The following is a 17,513-nucleotide window of genomic DNA, read 5'->3' on the forward strand; positions in this document are numbered from 1 at the left end:
TAACCCGTGCGGTCCGCATGATCGATGTCGCTCGGCGATCACCGGGAACATCACTCCAGATCGCTGCTGAAATCGAACAGGTCGTCCTCGGATCCGGTTCCCGTGTTGAGATCGTTGGTGAATTCGTTGCTGTCCAGCGCCGGCTGGGCCGCGGCACCCGCACCGGAAAGGCTCATGCCGGGATTGCCCGAGATGGAGCTTTCCATGTTGTCGCGGGCGATGTCGCTGGTGCTCTGGATGCCCTGCGCCTTGAGTTTGAACTCGTCGGGGTTGGTACAACGCTTGAGGGCTTCTTCGTAGGTGATCAGCCCGGACTTCCACAGGTAGTACAGCGATTGGTCGAAGGTCTGCATGCCGTACTGGGACACACCGGCGGCGATCGCGTCGTGAATCAGCTTGGTCTTTTCCTTCTCTTCGATACAGGTCTTGATGTAGGGCGTGGCGATCATGATCTCGGCCGCCGGAACCCGTCCCTTGTTGTCTTTGCGCGGAACCAGACGCATGGAGATGATGGCCTTGAGCACACCGGAAAGCTGCAGGCGAATCTGCTTCTGCTGGTGCGGCGGGAATACCGAAATGATCCGGTTCACGGTTTCGGTGGCGTCCAAGGTGTGCAGGGTCGACAACAGCAAGTGACCCGTTTCCGCGGCGTGGATCGCGGTTTCGATGGTTTCGTAGTCGCGCATCTCACCCACCAGAATCACGTCCGGATCCTGGCGAAGGGCGCCGCGCAGGGCGTTGGCGAACGAGTTGGTATCGACGCCGATCTCGCGCTGGTTGACGATGGATTTTTTATCGCGGTGGAGGAATTCGATGGGATCCTCGATGGTGATGATGTGCTCGGTACGACGGGAGTTGATGTAGTCGATCATCCCGGCCAGGGTGGTCGACTTACCGGAACCCGTGGTCCCCGTGCAGAGGATCATGCCGCGCTGTTCGTTACAGATGTCTTCGATCGTCGTCGGCAGCATCAATTCGCGGATGGTGAGAATGCGCACCGGAATGACCCGCAACACCATGCCCACGGTGCCGCGCTGCTGAAAAACGTTGCACCGGAAACGGCCCAAACCGGGTACGGAGTAGGCCACGTCGATCTCGTGGTTTTCTTTGAATTTCTGTTTTTGGCGGCCGTTGAGAATGGAAAAGGCCATCGAGACCGTGTCTTCAGCCATCAATCGATTGACCGACTCGATCGGGCTCAGGCCACCGTCGATGCGGATGATGGGATGACTTCCCACCTTCAAATGCAAATCTGAAGATTTACGTTCGGTCGCAATCTTCAACAAATCATTGATATGCATGACTTGTCTCTCCAAAAATCAGTCGTTGTCTTGTTTGTTTTGATAACGTTAGCCTAACTCATTTAACCCTGAACCGCCACGATTTTTGCGGGGTCCGGCACGCCGTTCAGGGGTTGACGAACAATCGATTGGGCCGAATGCGGAGCCGTCCGTCGACACCGGGGATGCGACCGATGACGCGAAACCCGTTTTCCAATTTGAGAAGCTCGACACTGCTGCCCACCGCGCGCTCCTTCAACTCCTCGAGCGGATGGACCGAATCGACGCCCATCACCAGGTAGGTGGCCTCCACAAAGTTCACCTTTCCAGAAGGATCGGCGAACACCCAACCGGCGTCCTCGTAGTGGATCTCGATCCAGCGATGGAGCACGCTCCCTTCCAAAACCAATTTGGCCTTGTCCTGACGCTGGAACGCGATGCCGGTCACGTAACGCGCGCGGACACCCATGGCGGCCAATACCTCGATCGCCACCGAAGACAGCCCCACGCAATTGGCGCTACGGGTTCGCATGACCTTCTCGATGGTCTGGTCGGCAACCCATTCGGTTTCGTATTCGATTTCGCGGCGCAGCCACTCGAACATGTAGGTGACCTGATCGGCGAGGTACTCCTCGTGATTGGCGTTGAGCACTTCCGCCAAGGGTGCCAACTCCGGCGACAGCGTGACGCGCCGCCCCTTCAACTTGGAGGAGATCTGGCCGTTGACGGTCTCGATGCGAATCAGGAAACCCTTTTCCCCGGGTTCCACCAACTGGCGATAGCCGTTGTTGCGATAACCGGGAAAGGTCATGCCGGTCGTCGCGGGGACCAGGCGAAAGCTGGACCGCTGCGTGCCCATGATCACGGGTGCACCGGGCTTGACCGCGGCATCCGGCAGCGGCAACCACAATCCAACGACGAGTACGGCAACAGCGAGCAAGTCAGGCTCCCTACGACGCGAGGCGCCGTCTTCCCGAATCGAGATGTAAGCCTCGACGATCGACGACGCGCCGGTTGAATGATCGGGCGCCCTTTGTCTCGCGCTCACCAAGGTGCATGCGGCGCATCGGTGAGCGGCCTGGCGCGCGATGTATCGGGTCGCACACGCGAAGCGGGCGCGGCCTTCGGTGTACCGGGCGAAGAGGAAAGGACGGACTGCCATTGTACCCCAAATTCGGGGGCCCGCCGTCAGGGGTTGATCGGCGGAATCCCCTCCCCGAGCCCGAATGTGACGATCGCCACGCCGTGCGCTCCCCGGGACGGACCCGTAAGTACCCAAAAACCCACACCTTTGCGAATGAGATCAATCACTTTTGGAGGAAAACAGGCGATTCACTTCGCCGGATACTTCGTCGGGTGTCACGGCCTTCATGCAATCGTGCCCGATCGGGCAATCGCGAAGGAAACAGGGACTGCAATCCACCTTGTGGTACACCGTGCGGGCGCGCTCGTTGAGCGGAAAAGTCGCGGCGATGTCGGTGGGCCCGAATACGGCGACCTGGGGTTTGGCGAAGGCGGCGGCTACGTGCATGAGCCCCGAGTCGTTACTGAGGAATCCGTCGGAAACCGAAATCAGGGCCACCGATTCGGGCAGGCTGGTCTTGCCGCACAGGTTGCGCAGGCCCGGGTCGGCCACGGTTTCCTCGATCAGGGTGTTGACCTCGGCCTCGGCCGGAACCCCCAACAAGATCACGGTGCCGCCCGTGCGCTCCAGAAAGCGGCGACAGGTTTCGGCGTAACCCTCGGCCGACCAGCGCTTGGCGGTGCCGAACGCGGCGCCCGCGTGCACGGCGAGAACGGGCCCGGCGGCACCGGCCAGAAAGGTTTCGCGCACCTGGCGAGCCAGGTTTTCGTCGAGATCGAGGCGCGGCAGCGGCGACGGTTCGATCGGGGCCAGACTGCCCGCGCGCTCCAGCAGCTCCAGGTAATCGCGCGATTGGTGTCGACCGGTTTTGGGAAGTGACTTGCGCATGATGTGGCCGTTGAGGAACCAGCGGGTTTCCGCGGTGCCGAATCCGACCCGGACGGGAATTCCGGCAACCCACATCATCAGGGCACCCTTCAGGTGCTTGGTGAACACGACTGCCATATCGAACCGTTCTTCGCGCAACCCGCGGGCGAAACGCCAGAAACCGAGGGGCGACTTGGCCTCGCCGCGGTCGTCGAAGTCGATGCAGCGGTCCACCAGGTCGGGTCGAAACGACAGGATCCCGCGCACCCAGGGCCGCGCGATGGCGACGATCTCGGCATCCGGATAGTGGTGTCGCAGCATTTCGAGCCCCGGCAGGTTCATGATCACGTCGCCGATCCAATTGGAGACGCGCACCGCGATTTTGCGACCTTTGCCCTCGGAGGGATCCGTGGCGACCGAACCGTTTGCGACGTTCACGAGGCCTCCAATTCTTCGAGTAGGGACACCACTTGGCCCCACACGTGACGTGGCGTGGTCAAATCCTGGCAAATGAGTACGGGGCATTTTCGGTTGCGACAGGGGGCGCAAGGCGCCTCCGGTACGATGAGCCGGTTGCGACCGGGCAGCGGCTGGTTCAAGACGGGATCGGAGGGACCCAGCATGGCCACCAGCGGCACGCCCAACACCGAGGCCAGGTGCATGGGACCGGAGTCGCAGGAAACGAGCAGTCGTGCGCGCTGCAAGGCACGGGTCAATTCAACCAGCGAGAAGGAAGGCAACTCGGGTGGCGCCTGTTCGAGGAGTTCGGTCAGGGCCTCGCGGTAGGCGCCGTCGGCGGGACCGAAGACGAAGCGTACGGGTCCCGATTCGGAAGATTCGGTCAACTTGCGATAGAGCCAGGCCCAGTATTTGGCGGGCCAGCGTTTGTTGCGACCGTGTTCCGAGGTGCCCGGAAACAGCAGGAGCGGTCGATCGGCGGTCGCCGCGTCGACCCGCGCGACGCGTTCGGGGGCGAGTTGGAAATCGGGAACCGCGGGCACCACATCCTTCGAGAAAAAGCGAGCCAGCGCCATGTTTCGCTCGTAACGGGAAACGCGCGGCTCGGGCAGGGCGAAGCGACCGTTGATGAGCCAGCGATGGCCTTCCTTGCTACCGCCTCGCTCATAGCCGATCCGAAGTGGGATCCCGCTCAAAAGTGGATAGATACCGCTTTTGAGGACGCCGTGAAAGTCGATGGACAGGTCGAATGCCTCGGCCCGCACGGCAGCCCGCACCCGGCGCCAGGCTCGCATGACCCGACGCGGATCGCGGGCGCGCATTTCGGCACGCGGCACCTCGATCAGATCCAGCCCCGGCAGGGCCCGAAGCAACCCGGCCGAGCTGTCCTCCACCAGCCAGGTGAAGCGCGCCTCGGGGAATCGGCGCATCAGCCCCAACACCGCGGGTAGGGTGCGAATGACATCGCCGAGCGCCGAAAGGCGCACGATGAGTACCTTCTTGTGATCGAGGTCGGGGGGCGTGAACGAACCGGTCATTAATGAAAGGTCCCGAGCGTGAATGGTGTGCGGCGATGGACGAGCCATCTCGCGAAAAGCGTTTGATTTTACCCAAAATGAACGACCTGTGCGGCACAGATTCGGCGAAGGCATGGTTCCGTGACGCGGCGAAGGGGTCACGGCGCCGGTGCGGCCCAGTTCCTCCCAACCGGTCAGGAGGACGCTATCTTACCCGACACCAAATGCTTGCCCCTTTTCTCCCGCCGTTTCAAAAGTTGACAAAAAACGAGGCCCTGAGGATAATGGGAGCGTGGAAAGTTGTTGGGAGAGCGGCCTTCGCGCCGCTCCCGACCTGGGCTCACGCAGCGAATCGAGACCTTCATCGGCGCGACGTGGCCCGTTCGGCGTACCGGAATTTCGTGGATGTGCCCCGCACTTGGTTCCCAATTCCCAAGATGTGCGATCCGGGTGGATGCTATTGTGCAAGTTGTTGAAGCGAAACGTGTTGAGGCGAGCGTGGTTCGGCATTCCGGAAGCGCACTTGATTAGTGCGTCGCGCATCGCTACGATACGTTGCAGCCCAACAGTTTGCGCCATTGCGCCGTCTGGAATCACTCAATTCAGGCAAGACTCCTTCTCATCGTGAACACACCATGACCATCAGCGAACGCGCGCGCAAAGTTTTGAGTCAAGTGGTGACGCTCCACTATCAGACCTGCGAACCGGTCGGTTCGGCCCTCATCAGTAAGACCCGGGCCCTGTCGGTATCGCCCGCCACGATCCGCAATATCATGATGGGTCTGGAAAATTCCGGCTACCTGCACCAACCCCACATCTCGGCCGGCCGGTTGCCGACCGACCTGGGTTACCGCACCTACGTCAACGACATCAGCCTGCAGGATCAGCCGATGGGCGAAACCGAAGAGCAACGGTTGGGCGAAGCCATCGACAACCTGCCGGTCGGTCCGGCCTTTCTCGAAGCCATCGCCAACTACATCCACAAGAAAACACATTTGGTGTCATTCCACATTCCGTTCAGACAAAGCGGGTTGAAGCTCAAGCACATTCATTTCGAACGCATCAACTCCGAGCGCCTGCTGGTCTTGATGGTGGCCAACGGCGGCTACACCCACCAACTGTCCCTGGACATTCCCGCGACCGAAATGACACCGACCCTGACCGAAAAGATCGCCTCTTTCATGAACCGCGCCTATTACAACCACAGTATTTCCGAAATCGAGCGCGACCTGACCCTCAACGCCATACGGGGGCTGGATCGGTACGACCTGTTGACGGCCAAGGTGGCCACGATCAGCCGCAGCCTGAACCGCGAATTGAGCCGGTTCGGCGAATTGAAATTCCAGGGTTTTTCGACCTTGCTACAAATGCCGGAATTTCAGGATATGAATTCGGTGCGCAGCATTTTCAAGCTGATGGAGGAGCAGTCCGTCATCAAACGCGTGATCCGCGGCGCCTTGGGAGACGAGGATGCCCGTTGGCTATTGATCATGATCGGTACCGAAATGGCCGCTCCCGAACTGGAACCATTGACGTTAATTCTCTCGCGATTCAAAAGTCACGACGAATGGATGGGATGCGTGGGCGTGCTGGGCCCCAAAAGGCTGCCCTATCTGCGCACCTTGCAAATCCTGTCCTTCGCCAGAAACCGCTTGGCCCGGAGGGCCTGACTCATTGCCGCTTTCGGCACCCCCCAAGACGATTTGTGCTATGATTTTCGGCTGGTTGATGCTGGTTGAAATTGAGGAGTTTGTTCATGATCGAAGGACAGGAAGTTAAGGAAACTCAAGACGTAGAAAACACGTCAGAGGAAACGGCGATCCCCGAAACCAAGGAGGCTTCCCCCGCCGATGGTGTCACCGCGATCGAAGTTCGGGAAGAGGGCACCAGCCCCGAGGAAAACGCGAGTGACGAAACGACCTCGCGAATCGCCGACCTGGAGGCCCAATCCAAGGATTTTCAAAATAAATTTCTCCGGGCCCGGGCCGACCTCGAAAACTTCCGCAAGCGTACGGAACGAGAAAAACAAGATGCGGTCAAGTTCGCGAACCGCATGATTTTCAACGACATTTTGAATGTGCTCGACAATTTCGAGCGTGCGGTCGGATCGGCCACGGATCCCCAGGATCCTTTCGTCATCGGCGTGGTCATGATCCAGCGGCAGCTTCTCGACGTGCTGCTGCAAAACGGGGTGGAGGAAATCGAAGCGATGAACCGCACCTTCGATCCCTACCTCCACGAAGCGCTGGCCTACGAGCCCACCGCCGATCACCCCGAAAACACCATTATCGAAATCTTCCAGAAGGGTTATCGCTACAAGGGTCAGCTTCTTCGCGCGGCCAAGGTGAAAGTGTCGGCCGCCCCGGTGGTTGCGGAACCGGAACCGGAGCGAGACGAGACCACCGACGAGGCGGATCCCACCTGACTCGAGACATGCGTTCTGAATGTGATGAATATAGGATCGTTGGCCGAAACGGAGAAAACCGATGGGAAAAACGATAGGCATTGATTTGGGTACGACCAACTGCTGTGTGGCTTTTTCGGAGGCAGGAACGCCGAAAGTGCTACCCAACAAGGAAGGCAGTCGAACGACGCCATCGGTGGTCGCCTTCACCGACACCAACGAACGTCTCATCGGCCATATCGCCAAACGCCAGGCCGTGACCAACCCGAAGAACACCATCTACGCCGTCAAACGGCTGATCGGGCAGAAGTACAACTCGCAGCAACTGGATTCGGTGCGCGAGCACCTGGCCTACGAGGTGGTGGCGGCCAGCAACGGCGACGCCTGGGTCAAGGCCCACGAGGATACCTACTCGCCCCAGGAAATCTCGGGCATCATCCTGCGCGAGCTGAAGGAATCGGCCGAGGAGTTCCTGGGCGAAGAGGTGACGGAAGCCGTGATCACGGTACCGGCCTACTTCGACGACGCCCAACGCCAAGCCACCAAAGACGCCGGCACGATCGCCGGTTTGGAGGTCAAGCGGATCATCAACGAGCCCACCGCAGCCGCCCTGGCCTACGGTCTGGAATCGGGATTCAACGGGCGCGTGGCGGTCTACGACATCGGCGGCGGCACCTTCGACGTCAGTGTCCTGGAAGTACAGGACGGGGTGTTCGAAGTGCAGTCCACTTCTGGGGATTGCTTTCTGGGCGGCGAGGACTTCGACAATTCGATCATCAACTGGATGATCGAGTGCTTTCAGGAAGAAACGGGCATCAACCTGCGCTTCGACAAGATGGCGCTGCAGCGCCTCAAAGAGGCCGCGGAAAAGGCGAAATGCGAGCTGTCGGCGGTGGAAGTCACCGAGATCTCGCTGCCGTTCATCTCGTCCGATGCCACCGGTGCCAAGCACTTGAACCTGAAACTGGAGCGCGAGGTCTTCAACGAACTGATTCGCGAATTGGCGGAACGCACCCGGCAACCGTGCCTGGAAGCGATGTCCTCGGCCGGTATCACGGCTCCGGATGTCGATCGGATCCTGCTGGTGGGCGGTCAGTCGCGCACGCCCCTGATCCACGAGATGGTGCGCGAGATCTTCAGTAAAGAACCCACCATGGACCTCAATCCCGACGAGGTGGTCGGCCTGGGCGCCGCGCTCCAGGGCTCGATCCTCAAAGGCGAGGTCAAGGATATCGTGCTGTTGGACGTCACCCCGCTCAGCCTGGGCATCGAGACCCAGGGCGGGCTGGTCTACAGCATGATCGAAAAGAATGCGAACATCCCGACGTCCTACAGCCAGATCTTCACGACCGTGACCGACAATCAAAGCGTGGTCAGCGTGCACATTCTCCAGGGCGAGAGCGATCTGGCCGCCAACAACCGCTCCCTGGCCAAGTTCGACCTGGTCGACATACCGCCTGCGCCACGGGGGGTCCCCCAGATCGAGGTAACCTTCGAAATCGATACCAACGGTATCGTCAAGGTCTCCGCGGTCGACCTCCAGTCCAAGCGCGAACAGTCGATCAACATCTCGCCGTCCAGCGGACTCTCGCCGGGCGAAATCGACGAGATCATTCAACGGGCGGAGACCAACAAGGCGGCCGACGCCAAGCGCAAGGACTTCATCCGCAAGATGAACAAGTTGGAAAGCATGATCGAGCGCTTGCAAAAGACCTTCAAGGAGTACGGTCACTTCCTCAGCGAGGCGGAGAAAGAAAAAATCCACGGACACGTGGCAGACGCGGAGAAGGCCATCAAAAACGAAAACGAAGGCCAAATCGAAAAATCCTTCGAGGAGATCAACAAGGTTTCCAAGGTACTCTCCGAGGCCATCATGTTCGGTGGACACAAAACCAAGGACGATTGACGAACGGTCTTCACACCCCGAGCTGGGCAGACGTCAAGACAGAAAAAGGAAACGAAGAGACATATGGCTCAACAAGATTACTACGAGGTGCTGGGCGTTGCCCGAACAGCTTCCGATCAGGAAATCAAGAAAGCCTATCGCAAGATGGCGCTCCAGTATCATCCTGACAAAAATCCGGACGACAAGAAGGCCGAAGAAATGTTCAAGGCCGCGGCCGAGGCCTATCAAGTCTTGTCGGACAAGGAAAAGCGCCAGGTTTACGACCAGTACGGTCACGCCGGCCTGAAAGGCGGCAGCGGGTTCGGCGGCTTCAACGCCGATGCCTTCGCCGGTTTCGAAGACATTTTGGGCGATTTTTTCGGGTTCGGTCGCAGCAGTGGCCGCTCCCGCAACCGACCGCGCCAGGGCCGCAACCTCGAGCAGGTCATGGAATTGACCTTCATGGAAGCCTACGAGGGCGTGGAAAAGAAATCGATCAGCATCCGCAAGAACGAAGAGTGCGACACCTGCGGTGGCAGCGGGTTGCGCGCGGGTGCCACCCGCAAGAACTGCGGCACCTGCGGTGGAGTCGGCCAGGTCCAGGTCCAGAGCGGCTTTTTCGCCATCAGCCGAACCTGCCCCAATTGCCGGGGCACCGGTCAGCTCACCGACCCCAGCGACCGTTGCCGTACCTGCTACGGTCAGGGCCAGGTGGAGAAGGAAAGCGAGTTAAAAGTCCCGATCCAGGCCGGTGTCGACAACGGCATGCAGTTGCGCGTGGCCCACAAGGGTGAGCCGGGCCAGAACGGAGGGCCTCCGGGCGACCTGTACCTCCACATCCAGGTGCAGGAGCACGAGTACTTCCACCGCAAGGGCGACGACCTGTACGCCTCGGTGCCGATCAGCTTCTCGCAGGCCGCGCTGGGCACCGAATTGGAGATCCCCACCCTCAAGGGCAGCGAGCAACTGAAGATCCCCGAGGGCACCCAATCCGGAACCAAGTTCCGCAGCACGGGTGCCGGATTCAGTATCCTGGGCCGACCCCATCGCCACGGCGACCTATACGTGACGGTCGTGGTGCAAACCCCCACCAAGTTGGGCAAGCGGGAGCGGGAGCTGTACAAGGAACTCGCGAAAATCCATTCGGAAAAAACCAACGAAGAAAAGTCCGTGTTCCAAAAGGTCGTGGACTTCTTCAACTGAGTCGCCGGAGACAACCCATCGAAGCGAATCGCGTGGGTGTTCCCGCATGTTCGAGAGAGGCGTCGTCACGGTAGGTTGGTCACGGGCGGTATGCCCGCTGGGCCGACACTTCGAAGTAGCTCAAACAGAGAGTTCCCGCATCCGAAAGAGTGTCGTAAAGCCTGTAGGTGGAGCAGCTTGCTCCACCAATCGAAGTTAGTCATCCAGGAGTTCCTGTATCGCCGAGAGACTAGCCATTGCAGTAGGTTGGCCCGCTGGGCCGACACTTCGAAGTAGCTCAAACAGAGAGTTCCCGCATCCGAAAGAGTGTCGTAAAGCCTGTAGGTGGAGCAGCTTGCTCCACCAATCGAAGTTAGTCATCCAGGAGTTCCAGTATCGCCGAGAGACTAGTCATTGCAGTAGGTTGGCCCGCTGGGCCGACTTTTCGAAGCCGATTCGCTACGAAATCAGTTTCGGGAAAAGAGCTTTGCGTTCCCTTTTCAGGATGCTGGCACTTCCCGTTGACGAGCTTCGATAGGTAGAGCAGGGCGGGTAAGCTGGCCCAGCGGTATTACCGCCTGGCCAGCAATTTTGTTGACGAGCTTCGATAGGTAGAGCAGGGTCGGCAAGGCAAGTAGCTCCACCTACTGGCTCGATGCCCCTCTGACGATGCGGGAACTTTAGACTTTGCGACAACGTTAGCGCGCCGCGAGGGAAGTTATGGGCTTCGCTCTTTGGGGTAACCTACTTCGGTTCCATATGTTGCTTCGACGCGTCGGCCCAGCGGGCCAACCTACAGCCTCGACGCCACTCTTCGCTTGGGGGAACTTCCGGCCAGGAAACGCCGATGCACAACCCTCCCGCGAAAGGGGACGGCTCCGCTCTTTCGCCCCTACCAAAGGTGCAGCGAATCGCGTGGGTGTTCCCGCATGTTCGAGAGAGGCGTCGTCACGGTAGGTTGGTCACGGGCGGTATGCCCGCTGGGCCGACACTTCGAAGTAGCTCAAACAGAGAGTTCCCGCATCCGAAAGAGTGTCGTAAAGCCTGTAGGTGGAGCAGCTTGCTCCACCAATCGAAGTTAGTCATCCAGGAGTTCCAGTATCGCCGAGAGACTAGCCATTGCAGTAGGTTGGCCCGCTGGGCCGACTTTTCGAAGCCGATTCGCTACGAAATCAGTTTCGGGAAAAGAGCTTTGCGTTCCCTTTTCAGGATGCTGGCACTTCCCGTTGACGAGCTTCGATAGGAAGAACAGGGCCGGTAAGGCAAGTAGCTCCACCTACTGGCTCGATGCCCCTCTGACGATGCGGGAACTTTAGACTTTGCGACAACGTTAGCGCGCCGCGAGGGAAGTTATGGGCTTCGCTCTTTGGGGTAACCTACTTCGGTTCCATAGGTTGCTTCGACGCGTCGGCCCAGCGGGCCAACCTACAGCCTCGACGCCACTCTTCGCTTTTGGGAACTTCCGGCCAGGAAACGCCGATGCACAACCCTCCCGCGAAAAGGGACGGCTCTGCTCTTTCGCCCCTACCAAAGGTGCAGCGAATCGCGTGGGTGTTCCCGCATGTTCGAGAGAGGCGTCGTCGCGGGACGTTCAACCGCCGATGTAGTACATCTCGACCTTGTCCGATGTGACGTCGTCGTCGGAAGGCGCCTCGCGCCTGCGGTCGGGCACGGGCCCACCCGCCGCTCTCAGCTCGGAATAGCGATCGTCGCGCCCGCGCCAGATCGCCGCAAGACGCTCGCTCAATTCGTCGTCCGAAGCTCCCGATCGCAGCATGTCGCGAAAATCGATGCCGCGCGTCGCGAACAGGCAGGTGAAAAGACTGCCTCGGGCCGAAAGGCGTGCCCGGTTGCAGCCGCCGCAAAAGGGTTGGGTCACGGAGGCGATCACGCCGAAAGAGCCGCTGCCGTCGCGGTAGCGATAGCGCCGCGCGGTCTCGCCGGCCACGCGGGGCGGAACCGGATCGTTGGGAAACACCTGGTGGATGCGATCGCGGATTTCCTCGGCCGTGGTCACGCGATCCAATTTCCACCCGTTGAGCGTGCCCACGTCCATGAACTCGATGAAGCGAATCTCCAAGCCGCGCCCTCGAAAAAAACCGGCCAAATCGACGAGCTCGTCGTCGTTGACGCCCTTCTGGACGACGGTATTGACCTTGACCTTCAGCCCCACGGCAAGGGCCGCATCGATGGCCGCGACCACGCTGCCAGGATCGGCGGTCTTCCCTACCAACTTTTGAAATCGGTCGGATTGCAGGCTGTCGAGGCTGACCGTCACGCGGTGCAGGCCGGCTTCCTTCAAGGCACGAGCCTGACGCGCCAGGTGCGAGCCGTTGGTCGTCAGCGCCAGGTCCTCTACGCCGTCGATCGCGGCCAACTGGGCGACCAATTCGTGAAGATCGCGCCGCAGCAGAGGCTCGCCGCCGGTCAACCGCAGCTTGCGCACGCCGTGGTGCACGAAGAGGCGCGTCAAACGGGCGATCTCCTCGAATGTCAACAACTCGGCTCGGGGCAGGAAGCGGTAGGTACGGTCGCCCGGCATGCAGTATCCGCAACGAAAATTACACCGATCCGTCACGGAGATGCGCAGGTCGCGCAGCGGGCGCTTGAATTGGTCGCGAATCATGCGAGTACCTCGAACCCGAGCCGGGTGTGTCTATTCTACACGATAGACACACCCATCGCGCCGAAGTCATGGGTGTGGAAGCCTCACCCGGCCATTCGAGCGAGGTCCGCGCCTCATCCCACGCTAGTCAACGCCGCCGCTCGCTCGCACTCGGTCTCCAACTGCGTCTCCTCGATACCCAGGTGGGCCAGCACCAGGTCGCAGGAACCCACCAGAATGTCGCAATCGGGCTCGGCCGGGATGGCCTCGGTTTCACCGGCGATGGTGGCCAGCGCCGAAGCGACCCGGTGAAGCTGGAATCCGGCACAGCCCGCCGCATGTTTCAGTTCCGTGTTTTCCTTCAACTCCAGAACGTACACGCGACGCTGGGATACCTGTGGGCAGGACATATCCACGACGATGAAATCACCGCAAAAGGCTTGTTGGTTGCAGCGAAACACCCAGTAGTTGGGCTTGTGCGCCAGCAGGATATGGGCGAAGCGACGCTCGTCGCTCTTGAAGGCAAACAGACCGTTGAGCACCTTGGCCTGATACCGGGTACGTCGTGGATCCGCGGCAAACCATTGGTAAATACCGTTTTCATGCGCCACCATCGGCAGCGACAACATCAAGACCCGCGGCGGACGTTTGACCCGTCTTCTTCCGGTTCCGAATTTCATACCGATCTTCCCAACCTCCTTTCCCGAAGGAAGAGGCGAAGGTAGTCGGCACAGGGCGATACGAACCCCATTAAAATACAAAATCGAGACCTTTTCAAAGCGTTTTTTCGACTCTTTTTCGCCAACTCTCCCTCGTATGCGGTTCCAACCTTCCCGTCGAACCGCGCGTCGTTGCGATTTGGGAAGCCTGCCAACCCGGCCGTGCGGTCGGGAATCGACTTCGCACGTTTGTTGGGCGAGGGTGCCATGCCGCCGAGCCCCTTACAGGTCGAGGTGGCTGCCATCGCAAAAGGGTGGTTTCTTGGTGGCCTTGCAGGCACAAAAGCGGAAATTGCGGGCAATCCGGGCCGTGTATTCCATCGGCTCGATGCCGGTCCCCTCGTGTGAACCGTCGCACATCGGTTGCGTCTTGCTTCGTCCGCAGCGGCACCACCAGTAGGTTTTGCCGGCTTCGAGTTGCATGGACATGGGCCCTTTTTGGGCCACGATCGGTTTCTCGGGCATGAACCACTCCCTGTGAGCGTCGGTGCCACGGTGCCGCGACACGGTTGATGGGTTGCCTTCGAAAAGGTGTATGGGAAATGAAAAAGCGTTACCTACCTTTTAATACGACGGACCCTGGATTACAAGGCCAATCTCCGGCAAGCCACGCCCTGGCAGGCCCGGGATCGCGGCGCATCGGCATGCCTCGAGAAGGGAGCGGCGTCGCGGGCCGCGGGGTCATTCGTCCCGCGCCACAAAGATTTGGAACACTTCGTTGCCCAGCAGGCGGCCCTTCGCCGTCAATCCGCAACGGCCGTCACGGCACCACACCAGGCCGTAGGTCTCGCACCGGGAAAGCTGCGCTCGGTCTTCGGGGGAAATCCAGGACGCAGGAACCCCCTCGTTCAGCCGAAAGCCCTGGACCAACCGCTCGCGACGAAGGCGCTCGGGCGACCAGCGCTCGGTTTGCGCGACGCCCAGGCCATGGGCTTCGACCGCCGCGAACCAGTCGCCCAGTCGGGCGTGGTTGGCGCGGTACTCGAGCCCGGTTCGACCGTGTGCCGCGGGTCCGAGCCCCAGGTAGTCGCCGCAACGCCAGTAAACGGAATTGTGCCGGCATCGCAGGCCGTCGCGGGCGAAATTGCTGATTTCGTACTGCACCAGGCCCATTTGCGCCAACCGAACGCACAGGTGCTCGTAGCTCTCGGCCTGGGCATCGGCATCCGGCATGGGGTAATCGCGGCCGGTTTTATCGAGTGGGGTCGGCAAATCCGTTTCCAGCATGTAGACCGAGAGATGGCCCAGAGCCAGGGCCTCGATGTGGTTCAGGTCGCGTTCGAGCGTTTCGCGATTTTGAAACGGCAGGCCCAACATCAAATCGACCGAAACACCGTGGGGAAAGGCCGGGGTCTCGCCGAGAACCCGCAACGCGCCGGCACCATCGTGGGGCCGCCCGATGGCCCGCAGACCGCGATCGTCGAAGGTCTGTACCCCGAACGAAAGGCGCGTGAATCCGAGCGCCCGCAACCCGTTCAGGTAGTCGCGCGTGCCGTCCTCGGGATTGACCTCGATCGAGATCTCGGCATCTTCGCGCACATCGAACCGGCGCTTCACGCATTCTAGAATTTTGGCTAGCACGTCTAGATCGAGCCGAGAAGGGGTGCCGCCGCCAAAAAACAGGCTGCCCACCTCGCGGTCTCGGAAGCGGGGCGCATAGGTCTCGATTTCCCGAGCCAGGCCGGCGACGTAGCGCCTGACAAACGCATCGCGCAAACCGGGGCCGGAGCTCGGATGGAAGACCTTGATCTCGAAGTGGCAATAAGCGCAGCGTTGGCCACAAAAAGGCACGTGAAGGTAGATCGCCAATGGCTCCACCGGCGAGGCCTCTCCCGGTTCGCCGGTCGACTCGATAGGCTTCGTCGGCGCTGACCCCAAGGACCGCTCCGCGTTCGATCTTCGGATCGAATCTCTGGCATCGCTCGCGGCTTTGTTTCGGCTGTTCATCAGGTCGTCGCTTCCTTTTCTCGGCACCGATCCAGAATCTCGAACACGGACCCCCTCGGCTTTCGGGGCCGTCCCAAGCCGTATGCGGCGCCAACAATCGCTTACGCGATCATAGTGGCCTACGACACCAAACGCCGTCGAAATCGCCATCTCGGGCCTTTTCCTTTTCCCTTATACAGGAAAATAGCTCATGGTATAGTTACGATTCTGGGCTTTTTCCAAAATTGGGAAAGGCTACGACGAAGGGATGATGCGGCATGAACTCCGCCTACGTCAAAACCCGAGCCATAGCCGGACGTTTCCCCACAACCGCCAATGCCCGTCAACACAGCGCATTCGCGTTTCGGGATTCGACAACCCAACACTACCCCCTCCACGACAGGGATTTGGGCTCACGTCACGGCTCACATCGAAGCATCGTTTTGATTTCGAAAGCTGCGGTGGCCGCCCCTGAATTCAGCGCGGCCACGCGTTGCCGCAAGGCGCGCACAATCCATGAGGTACCGTCGAAGACGCAGCAGTCCCGAGCGGCTCGTTCCGTCGTGTGGTGCCGGTCCCATCATGCTGTTCATCCTCATGATCGCGACTTCCCGGGTGCCTCGATCGCGCCCGACCCAGCCTGCCGCTTCGTCATCGGCCCAGGCGATGGAAGGTTTATTCACAAGGACACAACCACCCTATGAAGACATTTGTACTCGATACTACCGTTTTGCTTCACGATCCCATGGCCATATACAAATTCAAAGAAAACGAGATCGTCGTTCCTTTGGTCGTCATCGAGGAAGTCGATAAATTCAAGCGCGATCAATCGGAAGTCGGTCGTAACGCCCGCATGGTGTCGCGGTATTTGGACAAGGAACGCGAGAAAGGCCGCCTGAGCGACGGGGTTCGCCTCGAATGCGGCGGCACCCTGAAGGCCGCACTGGTGTCGGAAGACATCAGCCTCGGCAACCAACCGCGATCGTCGTCGATGAACAACGACAATTGGATTTTGGGTGTGGCGGTCCACTACTTGAAAAAGTATCCCGACCGCAAGACCATTCTCGTCACCAAAGACGTGAACCTGCGCATCAAATCCGACGCCCTGGGCGTTCCCGCGGAAGATTATTCCAACGACAAGGTCGAACTGAACGAGCTGTACACCGGCTACGAAGACATGCGGTTGAACGGCGACGAATTCGCGGCGTTGATGGAAGGCAACAGCGTGGCGCGTCCCGAGAACAGTTTCGTCAACCAGTTCTTCAACATCATTCACGAGGAAGACCAGGAAAAATCCTTGGTTGCGCGCATCGACCCGGACAGCGGTCTGCTGACCCCCCTGCCCGACATCCGCGATGTATGGGGCGTGCGCCCGCGCAACCTGGAACAGCGCCTGGCGATCGAGTTGCTGCTGGACCCGCGCATCCAACTGGTGAGTCTGGTGGGCAAGGCCGGAACCGGCAAAACCCTGATGGCACTGGCCGCGGGGCTTCAAATCGTCGTGGACGAGGCCAAGTTCCACCGCCTGATGGTTTCCCGGCCGATCCACCCAATGGGGCGCGACCTGGGTTACCTGCCCGGCGACATCGACGAAAAGATCCGTCCCTGGATGCAGCCGATTTTCGACAATCTCGAGTACATCCTGCACTGCAACGCCGAAGATTTCGGCAAGGGCCAGGTGACCTACGAGTACTTCATCGAAAAGGGCTGGATGGTCGTCGAGCCGCTGACCTACATGCGCGGCCGCAGCATTCCGAACCAGTACATGCTGGTGGACGAAGCCCAAAACCTGACCCCGCACGAGATCAAGTCCATCATCACACGGGCGGGTCACGGCACCAAGATCGTGCTCACCGGCGATCCGAACCAGATCGACCACCCCTTCCTGGACGCCTCCACCAACGGGATCAGTTACCTGGTTCAGCGTTTCAAGGACCACGGCATCTACGGCCACGTGACCCTGAATCGCGGCGAGCGCTCGGAACTGGCCGAAGCCGCGAGCAACCTGCTCTGATTCTCCGATCGGCCGACGATCGAGGCGGAACCGATCCACGGGTATGGAGCGGTTCCGCACGCGGGCTCGCGA

Annotated in this window: 13 protein-coding genes; 5 read left to right on the forward strand and 8 right to left on the reverse strand. The window is 60.1% G+C overall.

All coding sequences use genetic code 11. The annotated features are described in order from the left end of the window. Positions 1-50: 50 nt before the first annotated feature. From J3U87_RS09700 to J3U87_RS09715, 4 genes are all read right to left on the reverse strand, one after another. Positions 51-1,301 carry a type IV pilus twitching motility protein PilT gene (locus J3U87_RS09700; protein ID WP_237382845.1) on the reverse strand — a complete coding sequence of 417 codons (1,251 nt, stop codon included), beginning with the start codon at positions 1,299-1,301 and terminating at the stop codon, positions 51-53. 106 nt (positions 1,302-1,407) lie between these two features. Further along, positions 1,408-2,220, reverse strand: a complete 813-nt coding sequence (locus J3U87_RS09705) for a transglutaminase-like domain-containing protein (RefSeq protein ID WP_237382846.1) — start codon at positions 2,218-2,220, stop codon at positions 1,408-1,410. A gap of 363 nt (positions 2,221-2,583) precedes the next feature. Further along, positions 2,584-3,669, reverse strand: a complete 1,086-nt coding sequence (gene waaF / locus J3U87_RS09710; protein WP_237382847.1) for a lipopolysaccharide heptosyltransferase II — start codon at positions 3,667-3,669, stop codon at positions 2,584-2,586. After that, positions 3,666-4,727, reverse strand: coding sequence for a glycosyltransferase family 9 protein (locus tag J3U87_RS09715; RefSeq protein WP_237382848.1), 1,062 nt, complete (start codon positions 4,725-4,727; stop codon positions 3,666-3,668). The genes waaF and J3U87_RS09715 overlap by 4 nt, the downstream gene beginning before the upstream one ends. 614 nt (positions 4,728-5,341) lie before the next feature. Here J3U87_RS09715 and hrcA point away from each other — a divergent pair. The 4 genes from hrcA (at position 5,342) to dnaJ (ending at position 10,198) form a co-directional block, all read left to right on the forward strand. Then, positions 5,342-6,376: a heat-inducible transcriptional repressor HrcA gene (hrcA, locus tag J3U87_RS09720; RefSeq protein ID WP_237382849.1), complete on the forward strand. Its 1,035-nt coding sequence runs from the start codon at positions 5,342-5,344 to the stop codon at positions 6,374-6,376. An 86-nt stretch (positions 6,377-6,462) separates the two neighbouring features. Further along, complete coding sequence (gene grpE / locus J3U87_RS09725; RefSeq protein ID WP_237382850.1) at positions 6,463-7,131, forward strand: nucleotide exchange factor GrpE; 669 nt, start codon at positions 6,463-6,465, stop codon at positions 7,129-7,131. Between the two features lie 61 nt (positions 7,132-7,192). After that, positions 7,193-9,016 (forward strand): molecular chaperone DnaK, encoded by a 1,824-nt coding sequence (dnaK, locus tag J3U87_RS09730; RefSeq protein WP_237382851.1) that lies wholly within the window; start codon positions 7,193-7,195, stop codon positions 9,014-9,016. 63 nt (positions 9,017-9,079) lie between these two features. After that, the gene (gene dnaJ, locus J3U87_RS09735; protein WP_237382852.1) at positions 9,080-10,198 is read left to right on the forward strand and encodes a molecular chaperone DnaJ; all 1,119 of its coding nucleotides are present in this window, start codon (positions 9,080-9,082) and stop codon (positions 10,196-10,198) included. A 1,570-nt stretch (positions 10,199-11,768) separates the two neighbouring features. Here dnaJ and moaA read toward each other — a convergent pair. From moaA to hemW, 4 genes are all read right to left on the reverse strand, one after another. Next, on the reverse strand, positions 11,769-12,803 hold the full coding sequence (gene moaA, locus J3U87_RS09740; RefSeq protein WP_237382853.1) for a GTP 3',8-cyclase MoaA: 1,035 nt from the start codon (positions 12,801-12,803) through the stop codon (positions 11,769-11,771). Positions 12,804-12,916: 113 nt separating this feature from the next. Further along, positions 12,917-13,462, reverse strand: coding sequence for a hypothetical protein (locus J3U87_RS09745; protein WP_237382854.1), 546 nt, complete (start codon positions 13,460-13,462; stop codon positions 12,917-12,919). Between the two features lie 261 nt (positions 13,463-13,723). Then, complete coding sequence (locus J3U87_RS09750; RefSeq protein ID WP_237382855.1) at positions 13,724-13,966, reverse strand: CDGSH iron-sulfur domain-containing protein; 243 nt, start codon at positions 13,964-13,966, stop codon at positions 13,724-13,726. 216 nt (positions 13,967-14,182) lie between these two features. After that, positions 14,183-15,379 carry a radical SAM family heme chaperone HemW gene (hemW, locus tag J3U87_RS09755; RefSeq protein ID WP_237382856.1) on the reverse strand — a complete coding sequence of 399 codons (1,197 nt, stop codon included), beginning with the start codon at positions 15,377-15,379 and terminating at the stop codon, positions 14,183-14,185. Positions 15,380-16,127: 748 nt separating this feature from the next. Here hemW and J3U87_RS09760 point away from each other — a divergent pair. Beyond that, on the forward strand, positions 16,128-17,441 hold the full coding sequence (locus tag J3U87_RS09760; RefSeq protein ID WP_237382857.1) for a PhoH family protein: 1,314 nt from the start codon (positions 16,128-16,130) through the stop codon (positions 17,439-17,441). Positions 17,442-17,513: the final 72 nt, after the last annotated feature.

The sequence above is a fragment of the Sulfidibacter corallicola genome (assembly GCF_017498545.1).
Taxonomy (GTDB): domain Bacteria; phylum Acidobacteriota; class Holophagae; order Acanthopleuribacterales; family Acanthopleuribacteraceae; genus Sulfidibacter; species Sulfidibacter corallicola.